This window comes from Vibrio mexicanus (assembly GCF_001012815.1).
Taxonomy (GTDB): Bacteria; Pseudomonadota; Gammaproteobacteria; order Enterobacterales; family Vibrionaceae; genus Vibrio; species Vibrio mexicanus.
The window spans coordinates 1-22,212 of record NZ_JYJP01000121.1 but is presented as its reverse complement, the minus strand read 5'-3'; the positions used below and the strand labels follow the sequence as shown (position 1 = coordinate 22,212).

Here is a 22,212-nt window from a genome sequence, read left to right as displayed (position 1 = left end):
CTTCTAGCGATTGCGCTGCGCGCCTTGGCTAGGGGTGCGTATAATACGCTTTGTTTTTTGAGAGTCAACCGTTATTTTCAAACTTTTTCTCTCAACCGATTTAGTGCTTGTGACTTGCGTCTCACTCCGTGTCGGTGAGGCGGCATTATAGAGAGATGAAAAGGGATGACAAGTCTTTTTTTGAAATTAATTTCCGACTGATTACTTTGCCACCAAAACGCCTGATTTCGAATAAAATTTCAACATTTGAGTCAGGTCACACCAATACGTTGGAAAATACACAAGCATATACGTAAGATTCATGTGTCAATCTTGTTAATACTAATAATGACATTTTCTCTCATTTACTAAGTAGTAATCCAATATGAACTCTAATAAATCAACTTTTCTGGTTGTCGCCCTAGCCGTACTAGGTGGCATCATTCTCCAGTACGGTGGAGAATCGATTGGGGTGACACCAACCATCGGTTTCTTAATCGGTGTTATCGCAACAGCACTCGTCCTTAAGTTATCTCAACCAACGCTAATCGTATCTGACGAATCCACACCTTCTACTAAAACTCTTTATGTTGGTAACCTTCCTTATAAAGCCAACGAATCACATGTCAGAGAGCTATTTGCAAAACATGGTGAAGTGTTTGCCGTACGTTTAATGAAGGACAAGCGAACAGGTAAGCGTCGCGGATTTGGTTTTGTCGTGATGGCAGCCAGTGATGTCGATAACGCTATCAAGGCTCTTAATGAACAGGACTACATGCAGCGAACATTAAAAGTTCGAATTGCAAATGACCCTAAACACCCTGAAGCGGGTGCTGCTGAATAGGCGAAAAGCCTAGTTTAGTGACCGCACGATTAAGTGCATCTTCTTCCCAAGGGGATGCACTACTTAAAATCAAACGTCTTCCTTCTTGCGTTTCTTCCTTTTTACCTGCTTCCCCTAATAACTCTTGAACTCGACGAGCGATCGCTTTGCCTGAATCAACCAATGTCACTTCAGGTAGAACCATTTGAATCTCTTCTTTTATTAGTGGGAAATGCGTGCAGCCTAATACTGCCACATCTATTTTATTGAGGATGGGAGTCAGTACCTGCTTCAGTTCATCAATATCGACAGTTTTACCACGCAGCTTTTCTTCAGCAATATCCACTAATCGAGTTGAGCCCAAGAGCTCGACTGATTTACCGTTGGCAAAGTCTCGAATAAGGTCGTGGGTGTATTCTCTTGTCACTGTCGCCGGAGTAGCGATTAGGCCGACAGCTTTACTGGCTATGACGGACGCCGGTTTGATCGCAGGCACAACACCCACAACAGGAATATCGAGAATGGCGCGTAAATACGGAAGTACAATAGTGCTTGCGGTGTTGCAAGCGATGACGACGATATCAACACCCTGCTCTTTAACAAGCTGAGTGATTAGGCGAGTTACCCGATCAATTAATATTTGTTTTGGCAGTTCACCGTAAGGGTAAGCTTCATTATCAAATAGGTAGATGTAATTTAGGCTCGGTAATAGAGCTTGAACCTCTTGATAAACGGATAAACCACCGACACCAGAATCAAACACTAATACTGTAGGTTGCGCTGCCTCTGTCACTCTATATTGTTCCTAATGATGATAGTCGCCCAATCATACTGCCTAGTTAGAATTTGGCAATGCCGTGGCTTGATATCTTTGGTGGCTAAACCGATCGCCAGTTTCAATCTCTTCTAGAGTCAACTTAATACAACCATCAAAGCATGGAGCAAATGTCACCAGCGTGTGAAATTCGCCATCTTCACCACAAGGGTCCACGCCCTGCGGCAAACTTTGAATAAACTCGTGATTGTATTCTAAGCCACACCACTTTTTAGACAGAGCCTGACCGTCAGTCGTCGTCACCGTGGTTTGAATGCCTCGCACAATGATTTCATTTGCTAATTCTGAGCTGCTCTCCCCCAACAAGGGAAACACGCACTCTAATCCTGCAGGCTCTATATAGCTGCGTCTATAATCCGCAATCCCATTACAGAACATATCACCGAACGCGACCGCTTCTATATTAAGGCCGCTGTTTTTGATGCCATTGACCACCAGCGACTGGTAAACCTCATTGGAGGGAAAAACTGCCGGCAGTTCAATCTTAATAAGAGGTAACCCTATTAGCGAAGCTTGCATCTCGACAACTTCAATAGGCGTGGCTTGGAACGGCACTTCGTCTTTAACAAAAGTGGTGTATAAACCGACCACCTGATAGTTTGGATTTTCTAAAAGCCTAAGAAGCGTTAACGTAGAATCTTTACCGCTCGACCAACTTATTACTACATTCTTTTTCATTACTCTTGCCTATAGATAAACAAAAACCGCCCGAAGGCGGCTTTCTTTAATAGCTTTAGAACTGGTACGTAGCGTTAACGTAATACTCACGACCTGGCGTGTTGTACGCGTAACCGTAGAAATCTAGGCGGTTCTGATATTCTTCATCGAATAAGTTGCTCACTTTTCCGCGAACAACAAAGTCATGTGTAACATTGTAGCTCAATGCAAAGTCTACCAAAGTGTACGAGTCTAGCTTATTCGTATTGCTCGCATCATCATAGCTCTTACCACGGTACAGTGTTGACAAATCAAACTGCCATTGATTAAGAATATAAGAGGCATTCCACTTAGCATTATGTTTAGCGCGACGCTGTAGCTGTTTACCTGTTTCAGTATCTTTTGCGTCGGTGTAGTCATAGCTTAGTTGGTGGTTAATATCACCAGTATAAAAACCAAGCTCTAATTCAAAGCCTTTGATTAGTGCTTCATTCACATTCTCAGGAGAAGAAACAAATGTCAGGGGATCGTAAACCCATGAGATAAGGTTATCAATTTCAGTGCGATAACCAGTCGCGCGCCAATCAACCGAATGAACCTGACCATACAAAGAGGATTCAATGTGTTTTGATTCTTCTGGAAGAACGTTAGGGTTACCTTTACTAAAGCCCGTATCTGGATAGTAAAGATCGTTAAATGTTGGAGCCTTATATGCGGTACCACCACTCACCGACCAAGCGAGTTCTGGAATAAACTGGTAGAAAGCCCCCAACTGCCAAGTATTTTCACGACCAAACGCATTGCTGTCGTCGGTGCGCACACTACCTTCTAGGCCATAATTTTCTCGCGTATATTGAGCCAATGCATACAATGCGTTGTTCGAGCGATTATCGATATCATAGCCTTGCCCATTAGTGTAAACCTCTTCTTTCTGGTACTCGTAACCACCACCGAGATTCAACTCTTCTGTCAGCTGGTAGTTATGAATCCAGTTAAGCATTAGCCTTTGTGTTTGGAAAGTACTCTCGTAGCCTGAATCATCCAAGTTCTTCGAGCGGTCACGGTTCTTGGCTAGTGATAGCTCGGAAGCGTAAAAATCTTTACGGTAGTCAATTTTACCCGCGACATTGAAGTTCGACGATTCAGAAACTCGGTTAGGGTTATTAATCCACGAACCACCCGACTCATAACCATTGTCGTAATCGGATTTACCTTCATGCAAGTAACCAAATAGGCTTGCGGTTAGATACTCATTCGCTTTAGCGCCAAGCTCAACCGTTAAGTCGTGTGCTTCAAATCCATCTTTATCTTGCTCGTATGGCTCAGGTAAAGTAGAAAAGCCGTCATTCGACTTAGTGCTTACGGCTACACGTGCCCAGCCCGTATTACCAATATCAACAGAACCCGCCGCGTTTGCTTGATAGAAACCTTTACTACCAACACCACCACCGATTTCACCACTATTGCCCATCGCTTCTGCTGTTGTGATGATGTTAATCACACCACCAATCGCATCAGAGCCGTAGACTGCAGCACGAGGACCACGCAAGACTTCAATTCGTTCAACGCCGGTCAATGGGATTGAGCTGATGTCTGCACTACCCAATGTTGCGCTACCGATACGCACCCCGTTAACCATAAACAGTTGATGACGACTCGAAGTACCGCGAACGTAAATCTCCGTTGATTTACCGTAACCGCCGCCTTCTACAATTTGAATACCCGGTAGGCGTTGAAGCACCTCTGAAAGAGAAACTGCCTGAATAGCCGCAATTTCTTCTTTGGTGATGATATTAATTGGAGCTGTAACCGCATCAGCGCGGGATTCAAAGCGATTTGCCGTCACCACCATGGTTTCATCGACATTACTTTGTTGTGAGTTGCTTTCTTGTGCTAAAGATGGGGCGTGCGGAAGTAGCGATGCCACTGCAACCGCTAATAGAGTTTTTTTCATTGTATTATCCTAAATCGCGAAAATCCTACTAAGTTCCTTGCGGGTGCACTTAGCAACTGGCAGGTCTTCGGACTTAAGAGCATGTGTTACCACTGCCTACTGCTCGACTTCCCGCACCTTCTAGTGCAGTGTCTCTTGAGCATTCGTTCTCTATTACCGCTGCGCGTCAGCTCTGGATTTACACCAGATTCCCTTTTCAGCCATCCATACTTCCGGATGAGCACCAGCTTGAGCGTGATACTATTGACCAATAGCATCTTTGTCTAGTTAAACAATGGAATAAGCTATAGTTTTACGTAGTGAATAGTTATGGATAAGTACACAAGACTGGACATGCGCGGGGGATTGAATAAAATCTGCGCTCTAAATTGAATGCACCATACCTAAATAAGGCGAGATCATGGCGACTCTTGACGTAAACCCACACGATTACCAACAGCAACTGGCAGAAAAGAAGCAACGTCTGACTGAGATGTTTGCTCACTACAACGCCCCTGAGTTGGAAGTGTTTGAATCTCCCGAGCAGCACTATCGTATGCGTGCAGAATTCCGTGTGTGGCATGAAGGTGAAGAGCTTTACTACATCATGTTCAATCAAGAGACACGTGAAAAGTACCGTGTCGACCAGTTCCCAGCTGCCAGTCGTCTGATTAACGATCTTATGCCTCTATTAATCGATGCAATGAAAGATAATGACGCACTGCGTCGTAAGCTATTCCAAGTCGATTTCTTATCCACCTTAGCGGCGAAATCTTGGTGTCACTGCTTTACCATCGTCAACTTGATGATGCATGGATTGAGCAAGCGAAAGCATTGAAGCAGCGTTTAAATGATGAAGGTTTTAATCTCAACATCATTGGCCGAGCACGTAAGATGAAGATTGTGCTTGATCGTGACTACGTGATCGAGAAACTCGATGTGAATGGCAAGCCATACATCTACCAACAAGTAGAAAACAGCTTCACACAACCAAACGGTAAAGTGGCAGAAAAAATGTTGGAGTGGGCTATCGACTGTACACAAGAGAGCCAAGGCGATCTGCTAGAGCTCTACTGTGGTAACGGCAACTTCTCTTTAGCCCTTGCTCAAAACTTTGAACATGTTCTTGCTACCGAGCTGGCTAAACCTTCTGTCCAATCTGCTCAATACAATATTGAAGCAAACAAGATTGATAACGTTCAGATCATTCGCATGTCTGCCGAAGAGTTCACCGAAGCAATGGAAGGCAAACGTGAGTTCCGTCGACTAAAACAAGCGAACGTCGATCTACAAAGCTACAACTGCAACACCATTTTTGTCGATCCGCCGCGTGCTGGTATGGATATCGATACCTGTAAGATGGTGCAAGGTTATGAGCGTATTCTTTACATTTCATGTAACCCAGAAACGTTGAAAGAGAACTTAGATGTCTTGAGTGAGACTCACAACATTACGCGTTTCGCACTGTTCGATCAGTTCCCATACACGCATCACATGGAAGCGGGTGTATTACTCGAGCGTAAATAGTCACTTTATCTGGATAGTAAAAACAACAAACCCCACATTGTTGTGGGGTTTGTTATATCTAAAACGAAGTAAAAACTTACTGCTCTGCCTTCTCTTTTTCGTTTTGAGAGAAGAACCCTAGCTTCTTACCGATCCACAACATCAAGACAAACACAATGATGACCGAAAAGAAGTTGGAGCCCGCATCTGGATACTGCGCCTTAATAAAGGCGGAGTGACCAAATGCACCCACGAAGAAACAAGCTAATCCAACAAGTGGCAAATCTTCTGATACCGGATTACGAAGATACTCTTGGTACAACGCTTGTACAGACAGTACTAGCGCAATGAGTGGAAATATAGAAAAAGAAACCTCACTGATGGTCATCCAAGACAACAACGCATCGCCACACATACCTGCAACCAGCGCCAGTGCTAAAGTTTTTCTTTCCGAACCACGATTAATTGGGTTTTCATTATTCGACATTAATCTATCCTACCTTTTAATCGGTTACGTTCACGTTCTTTGCGATACCAATACGCCCCTTTGGCGATCATTCGCAACTGCATTATCAATCGTTCTGCCAGCTCATCGCGCTCGCGTCTCTCTAAATCGAGTGCTTCTGCGCCAGAGCTAAATACTAAGGTTACCGAGGCTTCTGCTTGGGTTAGCGCCTCATCTCGGCTCATTCCAGAGCTGATTAAATATTCGGTGAGTTCCGCAGCGAAATGTTGGATCTCACGCGCCACTGCAGCCCTAAAGTCGGCTGAAGTGCCAGAGCGCTCTCGTAATAATAGTCGGAACACATTCGGGCTACTTTCAATAAATTCCATGAAAGTCTCAACAGACGTACGGATGACACTGCCCTCTTTAACGATTCGCTGACGCGCTTGGCGCATTAGCTGTCTGAGTAGCAAGCCGCCCTCATCCACCATGGTTAACCCCAGCTCATCCATATCTTTGAAATGACGATAAAAAGACGTTGGCGCAATCCCCGCTTCTCGAGCCACCTCTCTCAAACTCAAGTTTGAAAAACTTCTGTCTGCACTGAGTTGGCTGAATGCTGCATCAATTAAGGAGCGGCGCGTTTTTTTCTTTTTGTTGAGCTCGGATTCCCATTGGTTTCATTATCTGTTCTACTTAATCAGCTTAATCTCTCTAATATAACGCGATTCACTGCTAGAGATAAGCCAATTGTGCATAGCACTCACAGCAAACCTCAAGACTTTGAACTCATCAGCGCCTTGCCTATAGCGATACTGATTCACGTTTTCTGCTCTCAGAGCCCTTACTTCCTACCCAATCATCGACTTTTCGCGTCATTTCTTGCGCATTTACGCTTTTGTTCGTGATCGCTACGACTTCCTTGTGTCCAAGTCATTTACCCCCATTAGAAATCAGTTAAAATCTCGCTAAAGCAATGTTAATTAAATATAACAAGGATTGAGATATGGCTCAGAGTAACCACTTTGACGTGATCGTTATTGGTAGTGGCCCCGGCGGTGAAGGGGCAGCAATGGGATTAACCAAAGCAGGGCTGAATGTTGCCATCATTGAAAAGGAAAGCAGTGTCGGTGGTGGTTGTACTCACTGGGGAACCATCCCTTCCAAAGCACTACGACATGCCGTTAGCCGTATCATTGAGTTCAACAACAACCCACTATTCTGCAATAACAATACTAGCCTTCATTCCACTTTCTCCAACATCCTTGGCCACGCCAAATCTGTTATTGATAAACAGACAAGACTTCGCCAAGGCTTTTACGACCGCAATGATTGCCACCTTATTTTCGGTACAGCCAAATTCACTGATACCCACACTCTTGCGGTCACACAAAAAGATGGCAATGTTGAAAACTACACCGCAGATAAGTTTGTTATCGCGACAGGTTCTCGCCCTTACCACCCAGCTGATGTGGATTTTAGTCACGACCGAGTGTACGACAGCGACTCTATCTTGAGCCTAAAGCACGACCCTCGTCATATCATCATTTACGGCGCAGGGGTCATTGGTTGTGAGTACGCCTCTATCTTCCGCGGACTTGGGGTAAAAACGGATTTAATCAACACTCGCGACCGCTTGTTGTCTTTCCTCGACAACGAAACTTCTGATGCGCTTTCTTACCACTTCTGGAATAGCGGCATCATTACCCGTAACGATGAAACCTATGAAAAGATCGAAGGTACGGACGATGGTGTGATTGTACACCTTGAGTCGGGTAAGAAGATGCGTGCAGACTGCATCTTGTATGCCAATGGTCGAACGGGTAATACCGATAAACTCAACTTAGATGCAGTGGGGCTCGCGGCAGACTCTCGCGGTCAGGTCAGCGTAAACAGCAACTACCAAACGAGCGTAGAGCACGTTTATGCCGTCGGCGATGTGATTGGTTACCCTAGCCTTGCGAGCGCTGCCTACGATCAAGGCCGGTTTGTAGCACAAGCCATTACTGAAGGCCAAGCGTCCGGTTACCTGATTGAAGATATTCCTACCGGTATCTACACCATTCCTGAAATCAGCTCAGTCGGTAAAACCGAACAAGAGCTGACCGCCGCTAAAGTCCCGTATGAAGTGGGCCGCTCTTCTTTCAAACACCTCGCCCGCGCGCAGATTGCAGGTAAAGATGTCGGCAGTTTGAAGATCTTATTCCATCGAGAAACCAAAGAAATTCTAGGTATTCACTGCTTTGGTGAGCGTGCCGCAGAGATTATTCACATCGGCCAAGCCATCATGGAACAAAAAGGTGAAGCCAATACCATTGAGTACTTTGTGAATACCACATTCAACTACCCAACGATGGCTGAAGCTTACCGCGTAGCAGCATTGAATGGCCTGAACAGGCTATTTTAAGTGTCATCAAAACTAAAAAACCGCAGCTCATAGCTGCGGTTTTTTTTGTATTTTTTGCTGTGCTCGTTTCAACCTATACAAGCCGACTACTGAGCTCTACACGTCTACGACTAACTTAGAAAGGTTTGCTTACGCCATTGGTAAACGAAAATCACGCTAAGCCCAATCCTCTCATTCCCATAAAGGCCAACATAGCAAACCACAAAGCATGGTTTTGCCAAGCTTCCATTAAGTAAAAAAGCGCAAAGAAACAGCAAGTGGCAATGAACATGCTATTGCGCATCTCTTTACCTTTGGTTGCACCAATAAAAATGCCATCAAAGAGAAAACACCACATGGCGGTAAGTGGCATCGCAACAAGCAAGGCAAGTAAATCAAAGCCTCAGCCTGCACGGCTGGTATATCGGTGATCAACTGGATCAAGTGCGATCCCGTTGCCCAGAAAATCAGTGTCAGTGCTAAACAAATCACTAAGCTCCAGAAGAAGGTGCCAATCAGAGACTGAGTTAACTGCGCGCGGCTTTTAGCCCCTATTGCCTTACCCACCATGGCTTCCATCGCATAAGCAAAGCCATCCATGCCATAAGAGATCATCATCAGGAAGCTCATCAAAACGGCATTCGCAGCCACCACTTCATCACCAAAACTGGCGCCTTGGAAGGTCATAAAACTGAAGGTGGCTTGTAAACAAAGCGAGCGTAAAAAGATATCTCGATTGAGCTTCACAAATCGGCTCAGATCTTGAGTGGCTTTCGACAACAAAGAGATGGGCGATGGTAAAGCAGAGCGCTGCCAAGTTCGCCACACGCACCACAAACCAAACGCGAAGCCTGAGTAATCTGCCAAGACTGACGCCAAAGCAGCACCTTCAACTTTCCAGCCAAGGCCAAGAACGAAAATGACATCCAAAACAATATTGGTCACGTTAGAGATGATCACCATCCACATTGGCGCTTTGGCATTTTGTGTAGCGAGTAACCAGCCTAACAAGACAAAGTTGGCCAATGCAGCTGGTGCACTCCACGCTCGAATGGCAAAGTACTGCTCACCGTAGAACTTAACTTGTTCGCTAGCGTCACTAAAAGAAAATACAAAAGTAGAGAGCGGGCTATGGAAGAGTAAAAACACCAGCGCAAAACCAAAGGCCATCAAAAGCCCTTGAATCAATACCAGTGCCAACTTCGATTTATCTTCTGCCCATAAGATTGCGCAGCTAAGCCCGTTGTCGACATACGTAGAAAACCGAGCAACCAGAAAGTCACACTGATCATGGTGCTACCTAGCGCCACACCTCCCAGATACCAAGCATGTTCCAAGTGGCCAATTACGGCGGCATCCACCAAGCCAAGCAGTGGGATCGTAATGTTAGAAAGCACCATAGGCACAGCCAGCAGCAATACTTGCTGATGCACTGAGCGATTGGTTAACGTTTGAAATAGTTGAAGAATCACACTTACCCCTTAGCTGAGAAGTAAGTGTAACTGGATTACCAGTGAACCTGAACCACTACTGGTGTTAATCGCAGCTTAAGCGAGGTGACTTTAGTGATCATCCGTTGCCAAAATTTCCATCGGCCACACTGCTTATCGATAGGTGACCAGGCTTCACAGATTTTGCCCAAGGTAGGTAATTGAGTATCGCATCACTTGGCGATGGATAACCATGCTGATAATTGCCAGAGCCCATCTTCTGCCCTAGTGGTTTACTGGCTAGATCCCCGGCTAAAACGAGACAAGCCGTCGCATTAACGAAGTGGCGGCCAAGACCTTGAACGAATTGAGCGACCTGCCTTTCATTGCAATCTAATAGAGCGTGTTCACATAGGATAAGAACAGGGGCACCTTCAGGGATTGGCAGTTCATCGAGCCAAGCGAGATCATCAACGTTACCGCACTGGTGATGATAGCGTTCGCTACGGTGAAATAGCTTTTGTCGCCAAAGGAGGTTTTCTGTGACATCCAACTCTAACCAGTGACAACGGCCATTATCGACACGGTAGAAGCGTGTATCCAAACCTGCACCAACATTCACCACCCAAGCATCGGGGTTACGATTTAAAAATCGGGTGACTTGTTGATCGCAAAGCTGCGTGAGAGTGGCATGAAGAAGCTGTTTTTGCATGACATCGCCAGATAAACATTCTGGCGCTAGCTGACAGCGCTGACAGGCAGATGCCGCGATAGGATCGTACACTAAACCGTTGTCCACCAAACTCTCTCGGCTTCTCAACCATAGAGGCTGAACCAAGTTCGCTGGGACTTGATAGCGAGTACGTTTATGTGGGGGTTGCGCTGTCATTATCAACTTCCTGTAAGAAACAAGAAGATGATAATGAATCTCACTTAGATTATCAAGCTATTGATAACGACTCTCAATAACTTAAGGCAGTTACATCTAAGTCGTTACATCCAGTCAGTATTACGAATGATACCTACAGCTAAACCTTCAATCGCAAGGTGCTGACTTGTTAAGTCGACTTTGATAGGCGCAAACTCTTCGTTTTCTGCATGAAGCAGTACTGTTGAGCCTTTGCGCTCCAGGCGCTTAACCGTAACGTCTTCATCCACTCGAGCCACGACGACTTGGCCATCACGCACATCTTGCGTTTTATGCACGGCAAGGAGATCGCCGTCCATGATACCGATGTCTTTCATACTTTCGCCGTTAACACGTAAAAGGAAATCGGCCTGTGGTTTGAACATGCTTGGATCCACTTGGTAGTGAGTTTCTACATGTTCTTGAGCCAGAATTGGCTCACCCGCAGCGACTTGACCAATCAGGGGTAAACCCTCTTCGTCATTCGCAGCTTCCAGTAAAATTCGAATTCCTCGAGAGGCACCAGGAATGATCTCAATGGCGTTCTTTCGAGCTAGGGCTTTCAGGTGTTCTTCTGCAGCATTGGCAGAGCGAAAGCCAAGTTCACGAGCAATTTCTGCACGTGTTGGCGGCATTCCTGATTCATCAATTTTACTCTTGATGAGATCAAAAACTTGTTGTTGGCGGGGCGTCAATGGCTTCATAAGTCACCTGTCTTTTTATACAGTTAACTGTGAGTATATCCAGTAAAATTCAAAAGTAAAAGCCAATTGATTGTTTTTTGGTTTATTTCTCTATAACAGCGACAAAATACGCTCAGCGAAACACCAATAGATGCAGCCAAACGAAACCGGCAAAGATAAATCCGAGCAAGACCATTGCCGACGCCATGTCTTTGGCGCGGCCCGAAAGCTCATTTTCTTCGGTCCCAACTCGGTCCACAACCGCTTCTATTGCGCTATTGGCCAGTTCCAAAATCAGAACTAAGAATACAGTCCCCACCAGCATGACTCGCTCAATGGGCTCAACATCGACCAAAACGCGATGGGAATGAATATGCACGCTAGCAGTAACTCTTGACGAAAAGCCGCTTCATTTTTAAACGCCGCCTTTAGGCCTTGGTATGAATAAAGCGTGGCTAATGCTATGCGTTTTAAACCAGTTTGTTTCATTTGTGCCACAGAACATCCTATTCAGTTATAAAATTAAAGCTGCACTGGCGTTTTTGTCATCAATATTAAGTAAAAGGTTCGACCAGTTTCTGATATCCTTAGCGGCTTGAAAAAGATGGTTGAGTGCCTTTCTAACTTAAGTTGATGAACGAACAGTTTATACGACTAAGACTGAAAATGTACTTACTCATGTCGAAACAACTTAGAGGCTAATAAGCTATATGTCTTCTGGACAATCTATTTCTCGCTCGTTACTAAAAATGCCACTTTCGGTATTAGTAAAAGGGACGACGATTCCTTCAAATCCTATTGAAGATCATAGTATTGATGTTGGTAAGCCTATTGTCTACGCATTACCTTTCCGCTCCAATGTGGATCTGTTGACACTGCAAAAGCAAGTACTGCCATTAGGCCTTCCCGATCCACTAGAGCCATTTACGATTAACGGTAAGACGTTTAACCGTTATGTTTTCACCTCGACTCGCCCGACTTTGATGCAGTCAGATGAAGACACGCCTAAAGAGTCGGTTGAACAGTTCTCCGAACTTCTAGAGCAACACAAGCTGGATTCAGAGCTTGATGTTCAAATCATTCCTACGACAGTACTTTGGGGACGTAAACCCGGTAAAGAGGATAAGCAAAAGCCTTATCTGGAAATGCTTAACGGCCCCCAAAAAGCGTTAGCCATACTGATCTCTGGTCGCGATTGCCTTGTTCGAATCAGCCCAGTGGTTTCACTGCGTTATATGGCGGATTCTCACGGCACCGATTCGTCTATCGCTTTAAAGCTGGCACGCGTGGCTCGAATCCACTTCTCACGCCAAAAACTGGCCGCTTCAGGCCCGAATCTTCCGAACCGCCAGGCCCTATTTGACCGTCTGATTAAGTCAAAAGCCATTGAGCAAGCGATTACCGATGAAGCCAATGCGAAAGATATTCCAATCGAGAAAGTTCGAAAAGAAGCGCACGCCATTATGGATGAGATTGCCGCAGATTTTTCTTATTCATTGGTAAAAAACGGCGATCGTATTCTGGGCTGGTTGTGGAATCGCATCTACCAAGGCTTAAACATTAATAATGCCTCTACAGTGCGAAAGCTTGCGCAAGACGGGCATGAAATTGTTTACGTACCATGTCACCGTAGCCACATGGACTATTTACTGTTGTCGTATGTTCTCTACCACGAAGGCATGGTGCCACCGCATATTGCTGCGGGCATCAACCTAAACTTCTTCCCTGCTGGCCCGATCTTCCGCCGCGGTGGCGCATTCTTTATTCGCCGCAGCTTTAAGGGCAATAAGCTCTACTCAACGATTTTCCGTGAGTACCTAGCAGAGCTATTCGCCAAAGGTTACTCGGTTGAGTACTTCAGCGAAGGTGGGCGCTCACGCACTGGCCGATTGCTGCAAGCGAAAACCGGTATGCTAGCGATGACCATTCAAGCCATGCTGCGCGGCCTTAACCGCCCGGTGACTTTAGTTCCGGTGTATATCGGCTATGAGCACGTGATGGAAGTGGGCACTTACGCCAAGGAACTTCGTGGTAAGCGCAAAGAGAAAGAAAATGCGGGCTTGGTGATTCGCACCATTCGTAAACTGCGCAACTTTGGTCAAGGCTACGTGAACTTCGGTGAGCCTATTCCACTCAATCATTACCTCAATGAGCACGCACCCGAGTGGACCAAAGACATCGACCCAATGGGCTCAACCAAGCCGCAGTGGATGAATCCTGTCGTTAATGGTCTCGCGACTAAGATGATGACGCACATTAATGATGCCGCAGCTGCGAACGCACTGACTCTTTGTGCCACCGCGCTACTTGCTTCGCGTCAACGTGCCTTGTCTCGTGACAACCTAGTACAACAGGTAAACTGCTACTTGGATCTACTGAGAAACGTACCCTACTCTTCGACATATACTGTGCCAAACGAGTCGGCAGAAGAGCTAGTAAAACATGCAGAATCACTCGATAAGTTTGTGATTGAAACCGATTCGATGGGTGACATTGTTTCACTCGATAGAAATCAGTCTATCTTGATGACTTACTACCGAAACAACATCATTCACCTTTTGTCGATTCCATCTTTGATCGCACAGATGCTGGTAAGGCGTCAGCAACTGACGGTTGAGCAGATCCAAGATAATGTCGCTTTGGTGTACCCATTCCTCAAGCAAGAGCTTTTCTTGAGTGTGGATGAGAGCCAATTGGGTGATATGGTCGCCAACTATCTATCTGAACTTGAGCGCCAAGAGCACATCAAGATTGAAGGACAAAACGTTTCTATCAATCAAGGTCACACCCAAACTCTTGTTCTGTTGGGTCGCACGATTTCGGAAACGCTGCAGCGCTACTCAATTGCGTTCAACTTGCTAGTCTCTGATCCTGAACTGGGTAAAGCAGACTTAGAACAGAAGAGCCAAGATATTGCTCAGCGTTTGGGCCGCTTGCATGGCATTAACGCGCCTGAGTTCTTCGACAAGGGGGTATTTTCGGCTCTGTTCTCGACACTCAAGCAGCAAGGCTACTTGGATGTGGATGGCGAGTGCGATATCGAAAGAACCGAGCAACTTGCTCAGCTTCTGTATTCGATGCTCTATCCAGAGGTTCGCCTGACAATCAAAGAAAGTATCTGCCAGGCTTAGCTTTGCTTATTCACTAAACAAGCTCTAGCTAAATAAGTACTCACTAGATAAGCACCAACTAAAAAGGCATCGATGAATCGATGCCTTTTCTATATCTGTATAACTTAATATTAGCCCTTACCAAAAGGCGACCAACAAGCCCACGGTAATCACCATTCCAACATAGTTATTGTTAAGAAAGGCTTGAAAACATAAGTCACGTTCACGATGACGAATCAGGTGCTGCTGAAAAACAAACAAGGCACCCACCACGAGTAGACTCCAATAGAAGCTTGTTCCTAACTGGTACATGTTACCAAGCAGCATAAACATGGCCAGCGTCAGCAGTTGTAGACCACCAATGATCATTTTATCGAAGCGCCCAAACAAAATGGCTGTCGACTTGATGCCGACCTTCAAATCATCGTCGCGATCCACCATGGCGTATTGAGTGTCATACGCTATCGTCCACAGAGCATTAATCACAAACACAAACCACACCATCATAGGCAACTCATTGGTTTGCGCTGCCCATGCCATAGGAATCGCCCAACTAAACGCCAGCCCAAGAAACAACTGCGGCAAGTGGGTATAACGTTTCATGAATGGGTAAATAAACGCCAGCACAATGCCCACAAACGACAGTTGTATAGTGAGGGTGTTCATGGTCAAAACCAACAAGAAAGAGGTAATGCCCAACACAAGAAAGAGTGCAATGGCTTCTTTACTGGATACACGCCCCGAGGGCAGAGGGCGCTGCTTGGTGCGTTTTACATGACCATCGACTTTACGATCGGCAAAATCGTTGATCACACAACCGGCTGAGCGCATAAGTATCACACCCAATGCGAACACTAAAGTGACATGCAGGCTCGGCAAGCCTTCAGCTGCAATGATCAATGCCCATAGCGTTGGCCATAGAAGAAGAAGCGATCCAATTGGGCGGTCCATCCGCATGAGTTGCCAATAAGCTTGAGCTTTTGCCGCGGTCATCTAAATATTGTCCTTAATGTAGATTGGTGATTGAGGCAAAAACAGTTCCGCCACCAACATCGGCTTGTGATTCATCCATAATCGAGAACGCCTTGCCAGCAAGCGCTCTTGCTCTAGTTCAACCCAGCCAACTTGCAGTGCATCGCGTTCCACTTTATCAGCGCTGAACACGGTAAAGCCCAGGGGTATTTCACCTTGTTGCGTTAAGTCATGCTGTTGATCGTGCATTGACGATTGAGGAATGAGCGTGCGTCCAAGCACCCAAGGAACGCCATCGCCAGAGAGAACCACTTTACGAAGTAAGCACGATTCATGGGAAAGCAATGCAATCTCTTGCTCATTAAGTCTTTCTGATTTAACGATTTTATTGTGCACTAGATCGACTTTTAAGTCTCGACAATGCGCCTCCAATAAAACTGATAACGAACCTTGTTCCAATAGCCACTGCTTGGTTGATAGACTAGGAAACGCAAAATTTTCGGGTTGCTTCCAATCTACCTGACGCAATGCCGATAAATAGAGCGAAGTTGATTGATTCATACTAATATTCAATATGTAGCTTTATCATCGTACAATAACGTACAGAGTGTTAGTGCATTCAATTGCCAATAGATACCCTATTGTAACAAGACTAACTCGATTCGAGTATCGTGAATAAAAGAAAGAAAAGTCATAAATATGCTTAAACGTTACGTCGCCCCAATATTGTGCTTACTCACTCTGCTTACTACTACTCAACTGCACGCACAGGAAGAGGGTGTTCCTCAATTAGCTTACTTTACGCTAGAGCCTGATCTTACAACAAACTTCTATACGAAAGGGAAGCAGCTTGGCTACATCCAAGTTCGTATCGATATCATGGTGGGAAGTTCTGGTGATTTACCAATTATTGAACTGCACCAGCCACTCATTCGTGATGCTGTGATTGAGCTGCTAGGAAAGCAGTCTGAGGATACTATCAAGTCTCTCGCTGGACGGGAAGATTTAAGGAAAACACTTGTTGAGCAGCTCAATGCGATTTTACTGCCAGAGACAGGCAGAACCATTATTGCTGATTTACTGTTCACCAAGTATTTATATCAATAACTGGCTTTCAGCATGAATAGTAAAAAAGCAGTCGATATCGACTGCTTTTTTGTTCGTTCGATTTCTGAACTATGAAATACGAAGCTAAGCTTTGTTGAATCGGCTGGCATCCATAAGTCCAAGCACCACGCCTGAGATTAGGCCCACCAGATGAGCGGTATTGGCAATCGCATGAAGGGCTGCACAAACCCTAATACTAGCCATACCAGCATAAAACCGACTATCGGTCTTGCGATGCCTAAACCAACTTGTGGTGATTTGGAGCCGAGCATCCACAAGTACCCCACCAATGCGTATACCACACCCGACAAGCCACCAAAGTTCGCGCCTTCAACCCAATACTGGCCCGCACCAGATAAAGCTGCTGAGACTAGGAATATCTGTAGCAGTTTCTTCGAGCCTAGCTTTTGCTCGATATCGCCGCCTAACTGCCACCACCACAACACGTTGAACGCAATGTGCAGCGCAGAGAAATGAAGAATCGCGTGAGTCACCCAACGCCACAACTGCCACTGCTGAGAGGCATCGGCTGGAAAATGAAGCGCCAAGAGTACCGAAGGTGCGCTTTTTAACTGCAGTAGTACGAATACGACAATACTCGCCGCCATGATGAATAAAGTCATTGGCCCTGCTTTGGCTTTGATCATGGCGAGAAAGCTTGGCGACGAATAACTGAATTTCGTTTTTCTCGACTCAGCATATCCCAAGAAGCCGCGGAGTATTTACTGGCATTCGGGTTATCTAAAAACTGTTTCAGCTCCGCTTCGGCTTCCACTTGATTCTGATCGTCTCGTAGCCATAAGGCAAACTGCCCGCCCCCTCTGGCATCATATCGATCTCTATTCTTCTCGACGCCATGTAATCAATGAACGCCTGTGCCATTCTTGGGTTGGTTACGCTAATCAGTTTAATCATATAGTCTCTTATAGTTCGCCTTGGATCGGTAGCTCCGCTCTTCGCCATGCTTCAAAGCCGCCATCAACGCTATACACTTCTTCAAACCCTTGGTTGGCTAAGTACTGCGCAGCGCCTTGGCTGCTAATACCGTGATAACACATGACTAAGATCGGTTGCTCAAATTCTACTTCATCCATAAAAGCAACGATCGTGTCATTGGTCAAATGAATCGCGGATAGTGGATGCGCAACTTGAAAAGATTGCGGGTCGCGAATATCAACCATACGCGCTTTGCCACCTTCTAATAGCGCTTGAGCGCCCTGTACATCTATGTGTTTAAACTGGTCCATCTTATGCTCACATCTCATTATATTTGTTCGTCCACATTGTAACCTATCCAAAGGCGAACAAGTACGGACTGGTATTAAGGTTATCCACTTATCCTAATAACTCACCTCATTGTGGATAAGTCTGTGAATTGCGTTGATAAAGTGTTTTTGGATCTTTTGATCCACTACATATTGTGATGATCTTGCTTTTACTGTGTGTAAAATCAAACATATCCCCAAACCAAAAACCGCACTGAACCCTTTATTCACCCCGCTTTCTTACAGTTGTTAAATAATTTCCTCACAGAGTTACCCACAGGTAGGCACGACTTTCTTGATCAGTGAAAGAGATCACTTTCCGTGCAGAAACAAAAAAGCCGAGATCAAATGATCTCGGCTTTCTAAGTGTTCTATTTGAGAGTCTAAAGCTTAGAATTCACCAACAGCAGCTTTGAGCTTCTTCATCGCATTTTTTTCTAGCTGACGAATACGTTCAGCAGAAACGCCGTAGGTTTCGGCTAGCTCTTGCAGCGTTGCTTTTTGGTCGTCTAACCAACGCGAGCGAACGATATGCTGGCTACGCTCGTCTAGTGTCGCTAATGCTGAGCCTAGACGGTTATTTGTGTGCGCTTCCCAGTTCGCTGCTTCAACGTTGTCTGCAACGTCTGAATGCTTATCTTCAAGATAAACCATAGGCGCAGTGTAAGAAGCACCAGAATCATCATCATCGGTTGGCATTTCGAAGGTCGCATCTTGTGCAGCCAATCGAGATTCCATCTCACGAACTTCTGACGGTTCAACACCTAGCTCACGAGCAACGGTTTCAACTTCACCATTATTAAACCAACCTAAACGCTTTTTCGATTTACGAAGGTTAAAGAACAGTTTGCGCTGTGCTTTGGTCGTTGCGATTTTCACAATACGCCAGTTACGCAGAACGTATTCATGAATCTCAGCTTTGATCCAGTGAACAGCGAATGAAACAAGACGAACACCTACTTCTGGATTGAAGCGCTTAACCGCTTTCATCAAGCCGATGTTACCTTCTTGAACGAGGTCTGCCATTGGTAGGCCGTAACCTGAGTAACCACGTGCGACGTGAACAACGAAACGGAGGTGCGATAAGATCAACCCTTTCGCAGCGTCGATATCGCCATCATAGTGTAGTCGCTCAGCCAGCCCACGCTCTTCATCCGCAGTCAGCATTGGGTAGCTGTTCGCTGAACGAATATAGCTGTCTAAGCTATCTTGTGTGACTAAAGCCATTGGATACGAGTTTGCCATTCAATTCCTCATCAATCTCTGATCTGGAGTAGTGTTTCTTAACCCACCAATACTGAACCTAAAGTGCTCAGGTTTCAAGCAGGGGGAAGTTATTATGCATAAACGTTCGTTCTATACAAGCAAAAAAGTACACACTACAGTGTACTTTTTACAGTTATATGACCGCTCAGGCTTAAACTGGTTCAATTTCTTTTAGGTGCCTTTGCGCCGATACCTTCGCTGCTAAGCTTCCTAAGAAAATACCCGTCATTAAGAGTAGTAGTGATTCGTCCCAGTTCAACCCTATTAAACGAAATTGACTGTCATAAAGATCAGCTAATCCTTCAACCGCGCTGTTTAATAAAATGGTCACTAATGCTGTCAGCGTCCAAGCACATACCGCGCCCAGTAAACCAAACCACATTCCCGAATAGAGGTAAGGCCTTAATATGTAGCTATCGGTTGCACCAATGAGCTTCATAGTTTGGATTTCATCTTTATTAGCCAACACATTAAAACGCAGCGTGTTGCCGACAATCAAAAAGACCGAACCTAGCATGAGTACCGACAACATAATGACGATAGTGGTCACTAAGTTACGAATCGCGTCGAGGCGAGTCAGCCAATCTTCATCCAAGCGGACATCGGTGATGATCTCTTGCTCTCCCAACCGAGCGGCTAACGCATTAATAGACTCTTGATTCTCTGTGGTTGGCTTAATGATAAAAACACCAGGTAACGCGTAGTCATCAAGCAGGCTTATTGCTTTATCAAAACCTGAGTACTGGCTGAGGTCTTCTAAACCTTGCTGAGATGAGATGTATTCGACGTGGGCCGTTTCTTCCCAACGCTCCACATCATCTTTGAGCACCATAATACGGGCTTCTGGGGTATTTTGCGCAATGTAAGCGCTCACTTGCGAAGGGCTAGCCACATCACTCGCGACCACTGCTAAATTCTTACCAAGAAGATATAAGCAAGCTGGCATGGCCAGCGCCATGGAAATAACGGCAAGTGTGAGTAAATTTCCAAGCGGTCGAGACCATAAAGCGCCAAACGACGCTTTAGCTTGCTTGATGTGGATCTTGAAAAAGCCATCGCTCTTAGGACGAGTCGACGCCTTAGCGACTTTTTTATTGCGTTTATTAGCGGCCATAGTCATCCACCTCGCTCAAAAAGCCTTGATTCAATTCAAGATGACGGTATTGAGGGTGCATGTTCACAAGACTCTTATCGTGGGTTGCGAGCAAGATAGTCACGCCCGCACGATTAAACTCTTCAAACAGTTTTAAAACTCGACTAGAGAGTTCCGAGTCGAGGTTACCTGTGGGCTCATCCGCCAAGAGTAGAGTCGGCCTGTTCACCACCGCGCGAGCAATACCCACACGTTGCTGCTCACCGCCAGACAGCTGACTTGGGAAGCAACGCGCTTTGTCGAGCAAATCGGTTTTGTCGAGCGCCGCATTAACACGGCGTTTTATCTCGTTCTCTGAAATCGACTCAATACGCATTGGCAGCGCCACATTGTCATAAACACTGCGGTCTGCCAACAAGCGATGATCTTGGAAGACGATACCGATGTTGCGTCTTAAGAATGGAATGTCTTTGTTCGGAATACGGGTAATGTCATGGCCATTAAAGCTGATTTTCCCATCCGTTGGACGTTCGATAGAACAGATTAACTTCAGGAGCGTACTCTTTCCTGCGCCAGAGTGCCCACCAAGAAAGGCCATCTCACCACGACGTAAGTGAAAGTCGACTTTTTGCAAGGCCTGACGTCCACCACGATAAGCTTTACTGACTTGCTGAAACCTAATCACCCGTTATTCCTCATACTCGCTGCTTAATCCGTAAACAACCGATCGCTATGATCACTTTGCGCGATTAATCACTCTTTCTCTAACTAGTCTTCGCGACTAAAGAGTGCTTCAATAAACTGCTCGCTCTCAAATGGACGCAGGTCATCAATACCCTCACCCACACCGATGTAGCGAATTGGAATTTGGAACTGGTCAGCGATAGCGAAAATCACACCACCTTTTGCTGTACCGTCTAGCTTAGTCAACGTGATACCCGTTAAAGGTGCAACTTCACTGAACAGTTTTGCTTGGCTAATCGCGTTTTGTCCGGTACCTGCGTCCAAAGTCAGCATGATTTCGTGCGGCGCTGAATCATCAATCTTCTTCATTACACGAACGATTTTTTTCAGCTCTTCCATTAGGTTAGCTTTGTTTTGCAAGCGACCAGCAGTATCTGCAATCACCACATCAACACCACGTGCCTTCGCCGCTTCAATCGCATCGTAAATAACGGATGCGCTGTCAGCGCCGGTATGCTGGGCAATCACTGGCACTTCGTTACGCTGGCCCCAAACTTGAAGCTGTTCAACCGCCGCTGCACGGAATGTGTCACCCGCAGCCAGCATCACTTTCTTACCTTGCGATTGGAACTGTTTAGCAAGCTTACCAATCGTTGTGGTTTTACCCACACCGTTCACACCGACCATCAAAATCACGTATGGTGTTTTTGTGGTATCGACTTCAAGCGGTTTTTCAACGGTTGAAAGAATGCCAGCAAGTTCTTCTTTTAGAAGGCCATACAAGCTTCGCCATCTTTCAGATCTTGACGTGACGCTTTCTCAGTGAGGTTATCAATGATCTTTACCGTGGTATCCATGCCTACATCGGCAATCAGCAGCTGCTCTTCCAGCTCTTCGAACAGGTCATCATCGATTTTCTTGTCTTTAAACAGACCAAAGAAGCCAGCACCGATATTTTCTTTAGTACGGCTTAAGCTACGTCTTAGACGAGCGAAAAAGCCTTCGGTTGGCTTCTCTTGTTCTTGAACACGTGGAGCTTCTGCTTCTGCTTCTGCTTCTGCTTCTGCTTCTGCTTCTGCTTCTGCTTCTGCTTCTGCTTCTGCTTCTGCTTCTGCTTCTGCTTCTGCTAGG

15 protein-coding genes, 7 pseudogenes and 1 riboswitch are annotated in these 22,212 nt (G+C 45.7%); of the genes and pseudogenes, 5 read left to right on the top strand and 17 right to left on the bottom strand.

The genetic code is table 11. The features are described from left to right. Window positions 1–364 precede the first annotated feature (364 nt). Window positions 365–823 carry an RNA recognition motif domain-containing protein gene (locus UA76_RS19225; protein WP_047049504.1) on the top strand — a complete coding sequence of 153 codons (459 nt, stop codon included), beginning with the start codon at window positions 365–367 and terminating at the stop codon, window positions 821–823. On the opposite strand, the gene murI is transcribed toward UA76_RS19225, so the two are convergent. The 3 genes from murI to UA76_RS19210 are packed head-to-tail and all read right to left on the bottom strand — an operon-like array spanning window position 792 to window position 4,248. Continuing rightward, window positions 792–1,595: a glutamate racemase gene (gene murI / locus UA76_RS19220; RefSeq protein WP_047049502.1), complete on the bottom strand. Its 804-nt coding sequence runs from the start codon at window positions 1,593–1,595 to the stop codon at window positions 792–794. The genes UA76_RS19225 and murI overlap by 32 nt on opposite strands. Window positions 1,596–1,637: 42 nt before the next feature. Then, window positions 1,638–2,315, bottom strand: coding sequence for a Dph6-related ATP pyrophosphatase (locus UA76_RS19215; protein WP_047049500.1), 678 nt, complete (start codon window positions 2,313–2,315; stop codon window positions 1,638–1,640). Between the two features lie 55 nt (window positions 2,316–2,370). Next, window positions 2,371–4,248, bottom strand: coding sequence for a TonB-dependent receptor domain-containing protein (locus UA76_RS19210; RefSeq protein WP_047049498.1), 1,878 nt, complete (start codon window positions 4,246–4,248; stop codon window positions 2,371–2,373). 41 nt (window positions 4,249–4,289) lie between these two features. Then, a riboswitch (cobalamin riboswitch) is annotated at window positions 4,290–4,491 on the bottom strand. A 157-nt stretch (window positions 4,492–4,648) separates the two neighbouring features. Here UA76_RS19210 and trmA point away from each other — a divergent pair. Next, window positions 4,649–5,754 (top strand): annotated as a pseudogene (trmA, locus tag UA76_RS19205) (tRNA (uridine(54)-C5)-methyltransferase TrmA). Between the two features lie 76 nt (window positions 5,755–5,830). On the opposite strand, the gene UA76_RS19200 reads toward trmA, so the two are convergent. Continuing rightward, a complete protein-coding gene (locus tag UA76_RS19200; RefSeq protein ID WP_047049496.1) occupies window positions 5,831–6,220 on the bottom strand; it encodes a YijD family membrane protein in 390 nt (129 codons plus the stop codon). Continuing rightward, window positions 6,220–6,862 (bottom strand): annotated as a pseudogene (fabR, locus tag UA76_RS19195) (HTH-type transcriptional repressor FabR). Before fabR ends, UA76_RS19200 begins: the two are co-directional and overlap by 1 nt. A gap of 322 nt (window positions 6,863–7,184) precedes the next feature. Here fabR and sthA point away from each other — a divergent pair. After that, on the top strand, window positions 7,185–8,585 hold the full coding sequence (gene sthA, locus UA76_RS19190; protein WP_047049494.1) for a Si-specific NAD(P)(+) transhydrogenase: 1,401 nt from the start codon (window positions 7,185–7,187) through the stop codon (window positions 8,583–8,585). Between the two features lie 228 nt (window positions 8,586–8,813). Here sthA and UA76_RS19185 read toward each other — a convergent pair. The 4 genes and pseudogenes from UA76_RS19185 to UA76_RS19170 form a co-directional block, all read right to left on the bottom strand. Then, window positions 8,814–9,964 (bottom strand): annotated as a pseudogene (locus tag UA76_RS19185) (MATE family efflux transporter). Window positions 9,965–10,071: 107 nt separating this feature from the next. Continuing rightward, a pseudogene (locus UA76_RS19180) lies at window positions 10,072–10,883 on the bottom strand (class I SAM-dependent methyltransferase). 104 nt (window positions 10,884–10,987) lie between these two features. Beyond that, window positions 10,988–11,605, bottom strand: coding sequence for a transcriptional repressor LexA (gene lexA, locus UA76_RS19175; RefSeq protein WP_047049492.1), 618 nt, complete (start codon window positions 11,603–11,605; stop codon window positions 10,988–10,990). Window positions 11,606–11,717: 112 nt separating this feature from the next. Further along, window positions 11,718–11,971 (bottom strand): annotated as a pseudogene (locus UA76_RS19170) (diacylglycerol kinase); the annotation flags it as partial. Window positions 11,972–12,294: 323 nt separating this feature from the next. Between UA76_RS19170 and plsB the strand changes: the two are divergent. Beyond that, window positions 12,295–14,715: a glycerol-3-phosphate 1-O-acyltransferase PlsB gene (plsB, locus tag UA76_RS19165; RefSeq protein WP_047049490.1), complete on the top strand. Its 2,421-nt coding sequence runs from the start codon at window positions 12,295–12,297 to the stop codon at window positions 14,713–14,715. A 117-nt stretch (window positions 14,716–14,832) separates the two neighbouring features. Here the strand turns inward: plsB and ubiA are convergent, their stop codons facing one another. Both ubiA and UA76_RS19155 read right to left on the bottom strand, forming a co-directional pair. Further along, complete coding sequence (gene ubiA, locus UA76_RS19160) at window positions 14,833–15,687, bottom strand: 4-hydroxybenzoate octaprenyltransferase (RefSeq protein ID WP_047049488.1); 855 nt, start codon at window positions 15,685–15,687, stop codon at window positions 14,833–14,835. Then, entirely contained in the window at window positions 15,688–16,227 is a 540-nt protein-coding gene (locus UA76_RS19155) for a chorismate lyase (protein ID WP_047049487.1), read from the bottom strand. 138 nt (window positions 16,228–16,365) lie between these two features. On the opposite strand from UA76_RS19155, the gene UA76_RS19150 reads away from it, so the two are divergent. Then, on the top strand, window positions 16,366–16,773 hold the full coding sequence (locus UA76_RS19150) for a flagellar basal body-associated protein FliL (protein WP_047049485.1): 408 nt from the start codon (window positions 16,366–16,368) through the stop codon (window positions 16,771–16,773). A gap of 84 nt (window positions 16,774–16,857) precedes the next feature. Here the strand turns inward: UA76_RS19150 and glpG are convergent. From glpG to ftsY, 6 genes and pseudogenes are all read right to left on the bottom strand, one after another. After that, a pseudogene (gene glpG, locus UA76_RS19145) lies at window positions 16,858–17,688 on the bottom strand (rhomboid family intramembrane serine protease GlpG). A gap of 8 nt (window positions 17,689–17,696) precedes the next feature. Beyond that, complete coding sequence (gene glpE / locus UA76_RS19140; protein WP_047049483.1) at window positions 17,697–18,020, bottom strand: thiosulfate sulfurtransferase GlpE; 324 nt, start codon at window positions 18,018–18,020, stop codon at window positions 17,697–17,699. 408 nt (window positions 18,021–18,428) lie between these two features. After that, entirely contained in the window at window positions 18,429–19,283 is an 855-nt protein-coding gene (gene rpoH / locus UA76_RS19135) for an RNA polymerase sigma factor RpoH (protein WP_047049482.1), read from the bottom strand. 172 nt (window positions 19,284–19,455) lie between these two features. Further along, entirely contained in the window at window positions 19,456–20,418 is a 963-nt protein-coding gene (ftsX, locus tag UA76_RS19130) for a permease-like cell division protein FtsX (protein WP_047049506.1), read from the bottom strand. Further along, the gene (ftsE, locus tag UA76_RS19125) at window positions 20,408–21,082 is read right to left on the bottom strand and encodes a cell division ATP-binding protein FtsE (protein WP_047049480.1); all 675 of its coding nucleotides are present in this window, start codon (window positions 21,080–21,082) and stop codon (window positions 20,408–20,410) included. Before ftsE ends, ftsX begins: the two co-directional genes overlap by 11 nt. An 83-nt stretch (window positions 21,083–21,165) precedes the next feature. Continuing rightward, window positions 21,166–22,212 (bottom strand): annotated as a pseudogene (ftsY, locus tag UA76_RS19120) (signal recognition particle-docking protein FtsY); the annotation flags it as partial.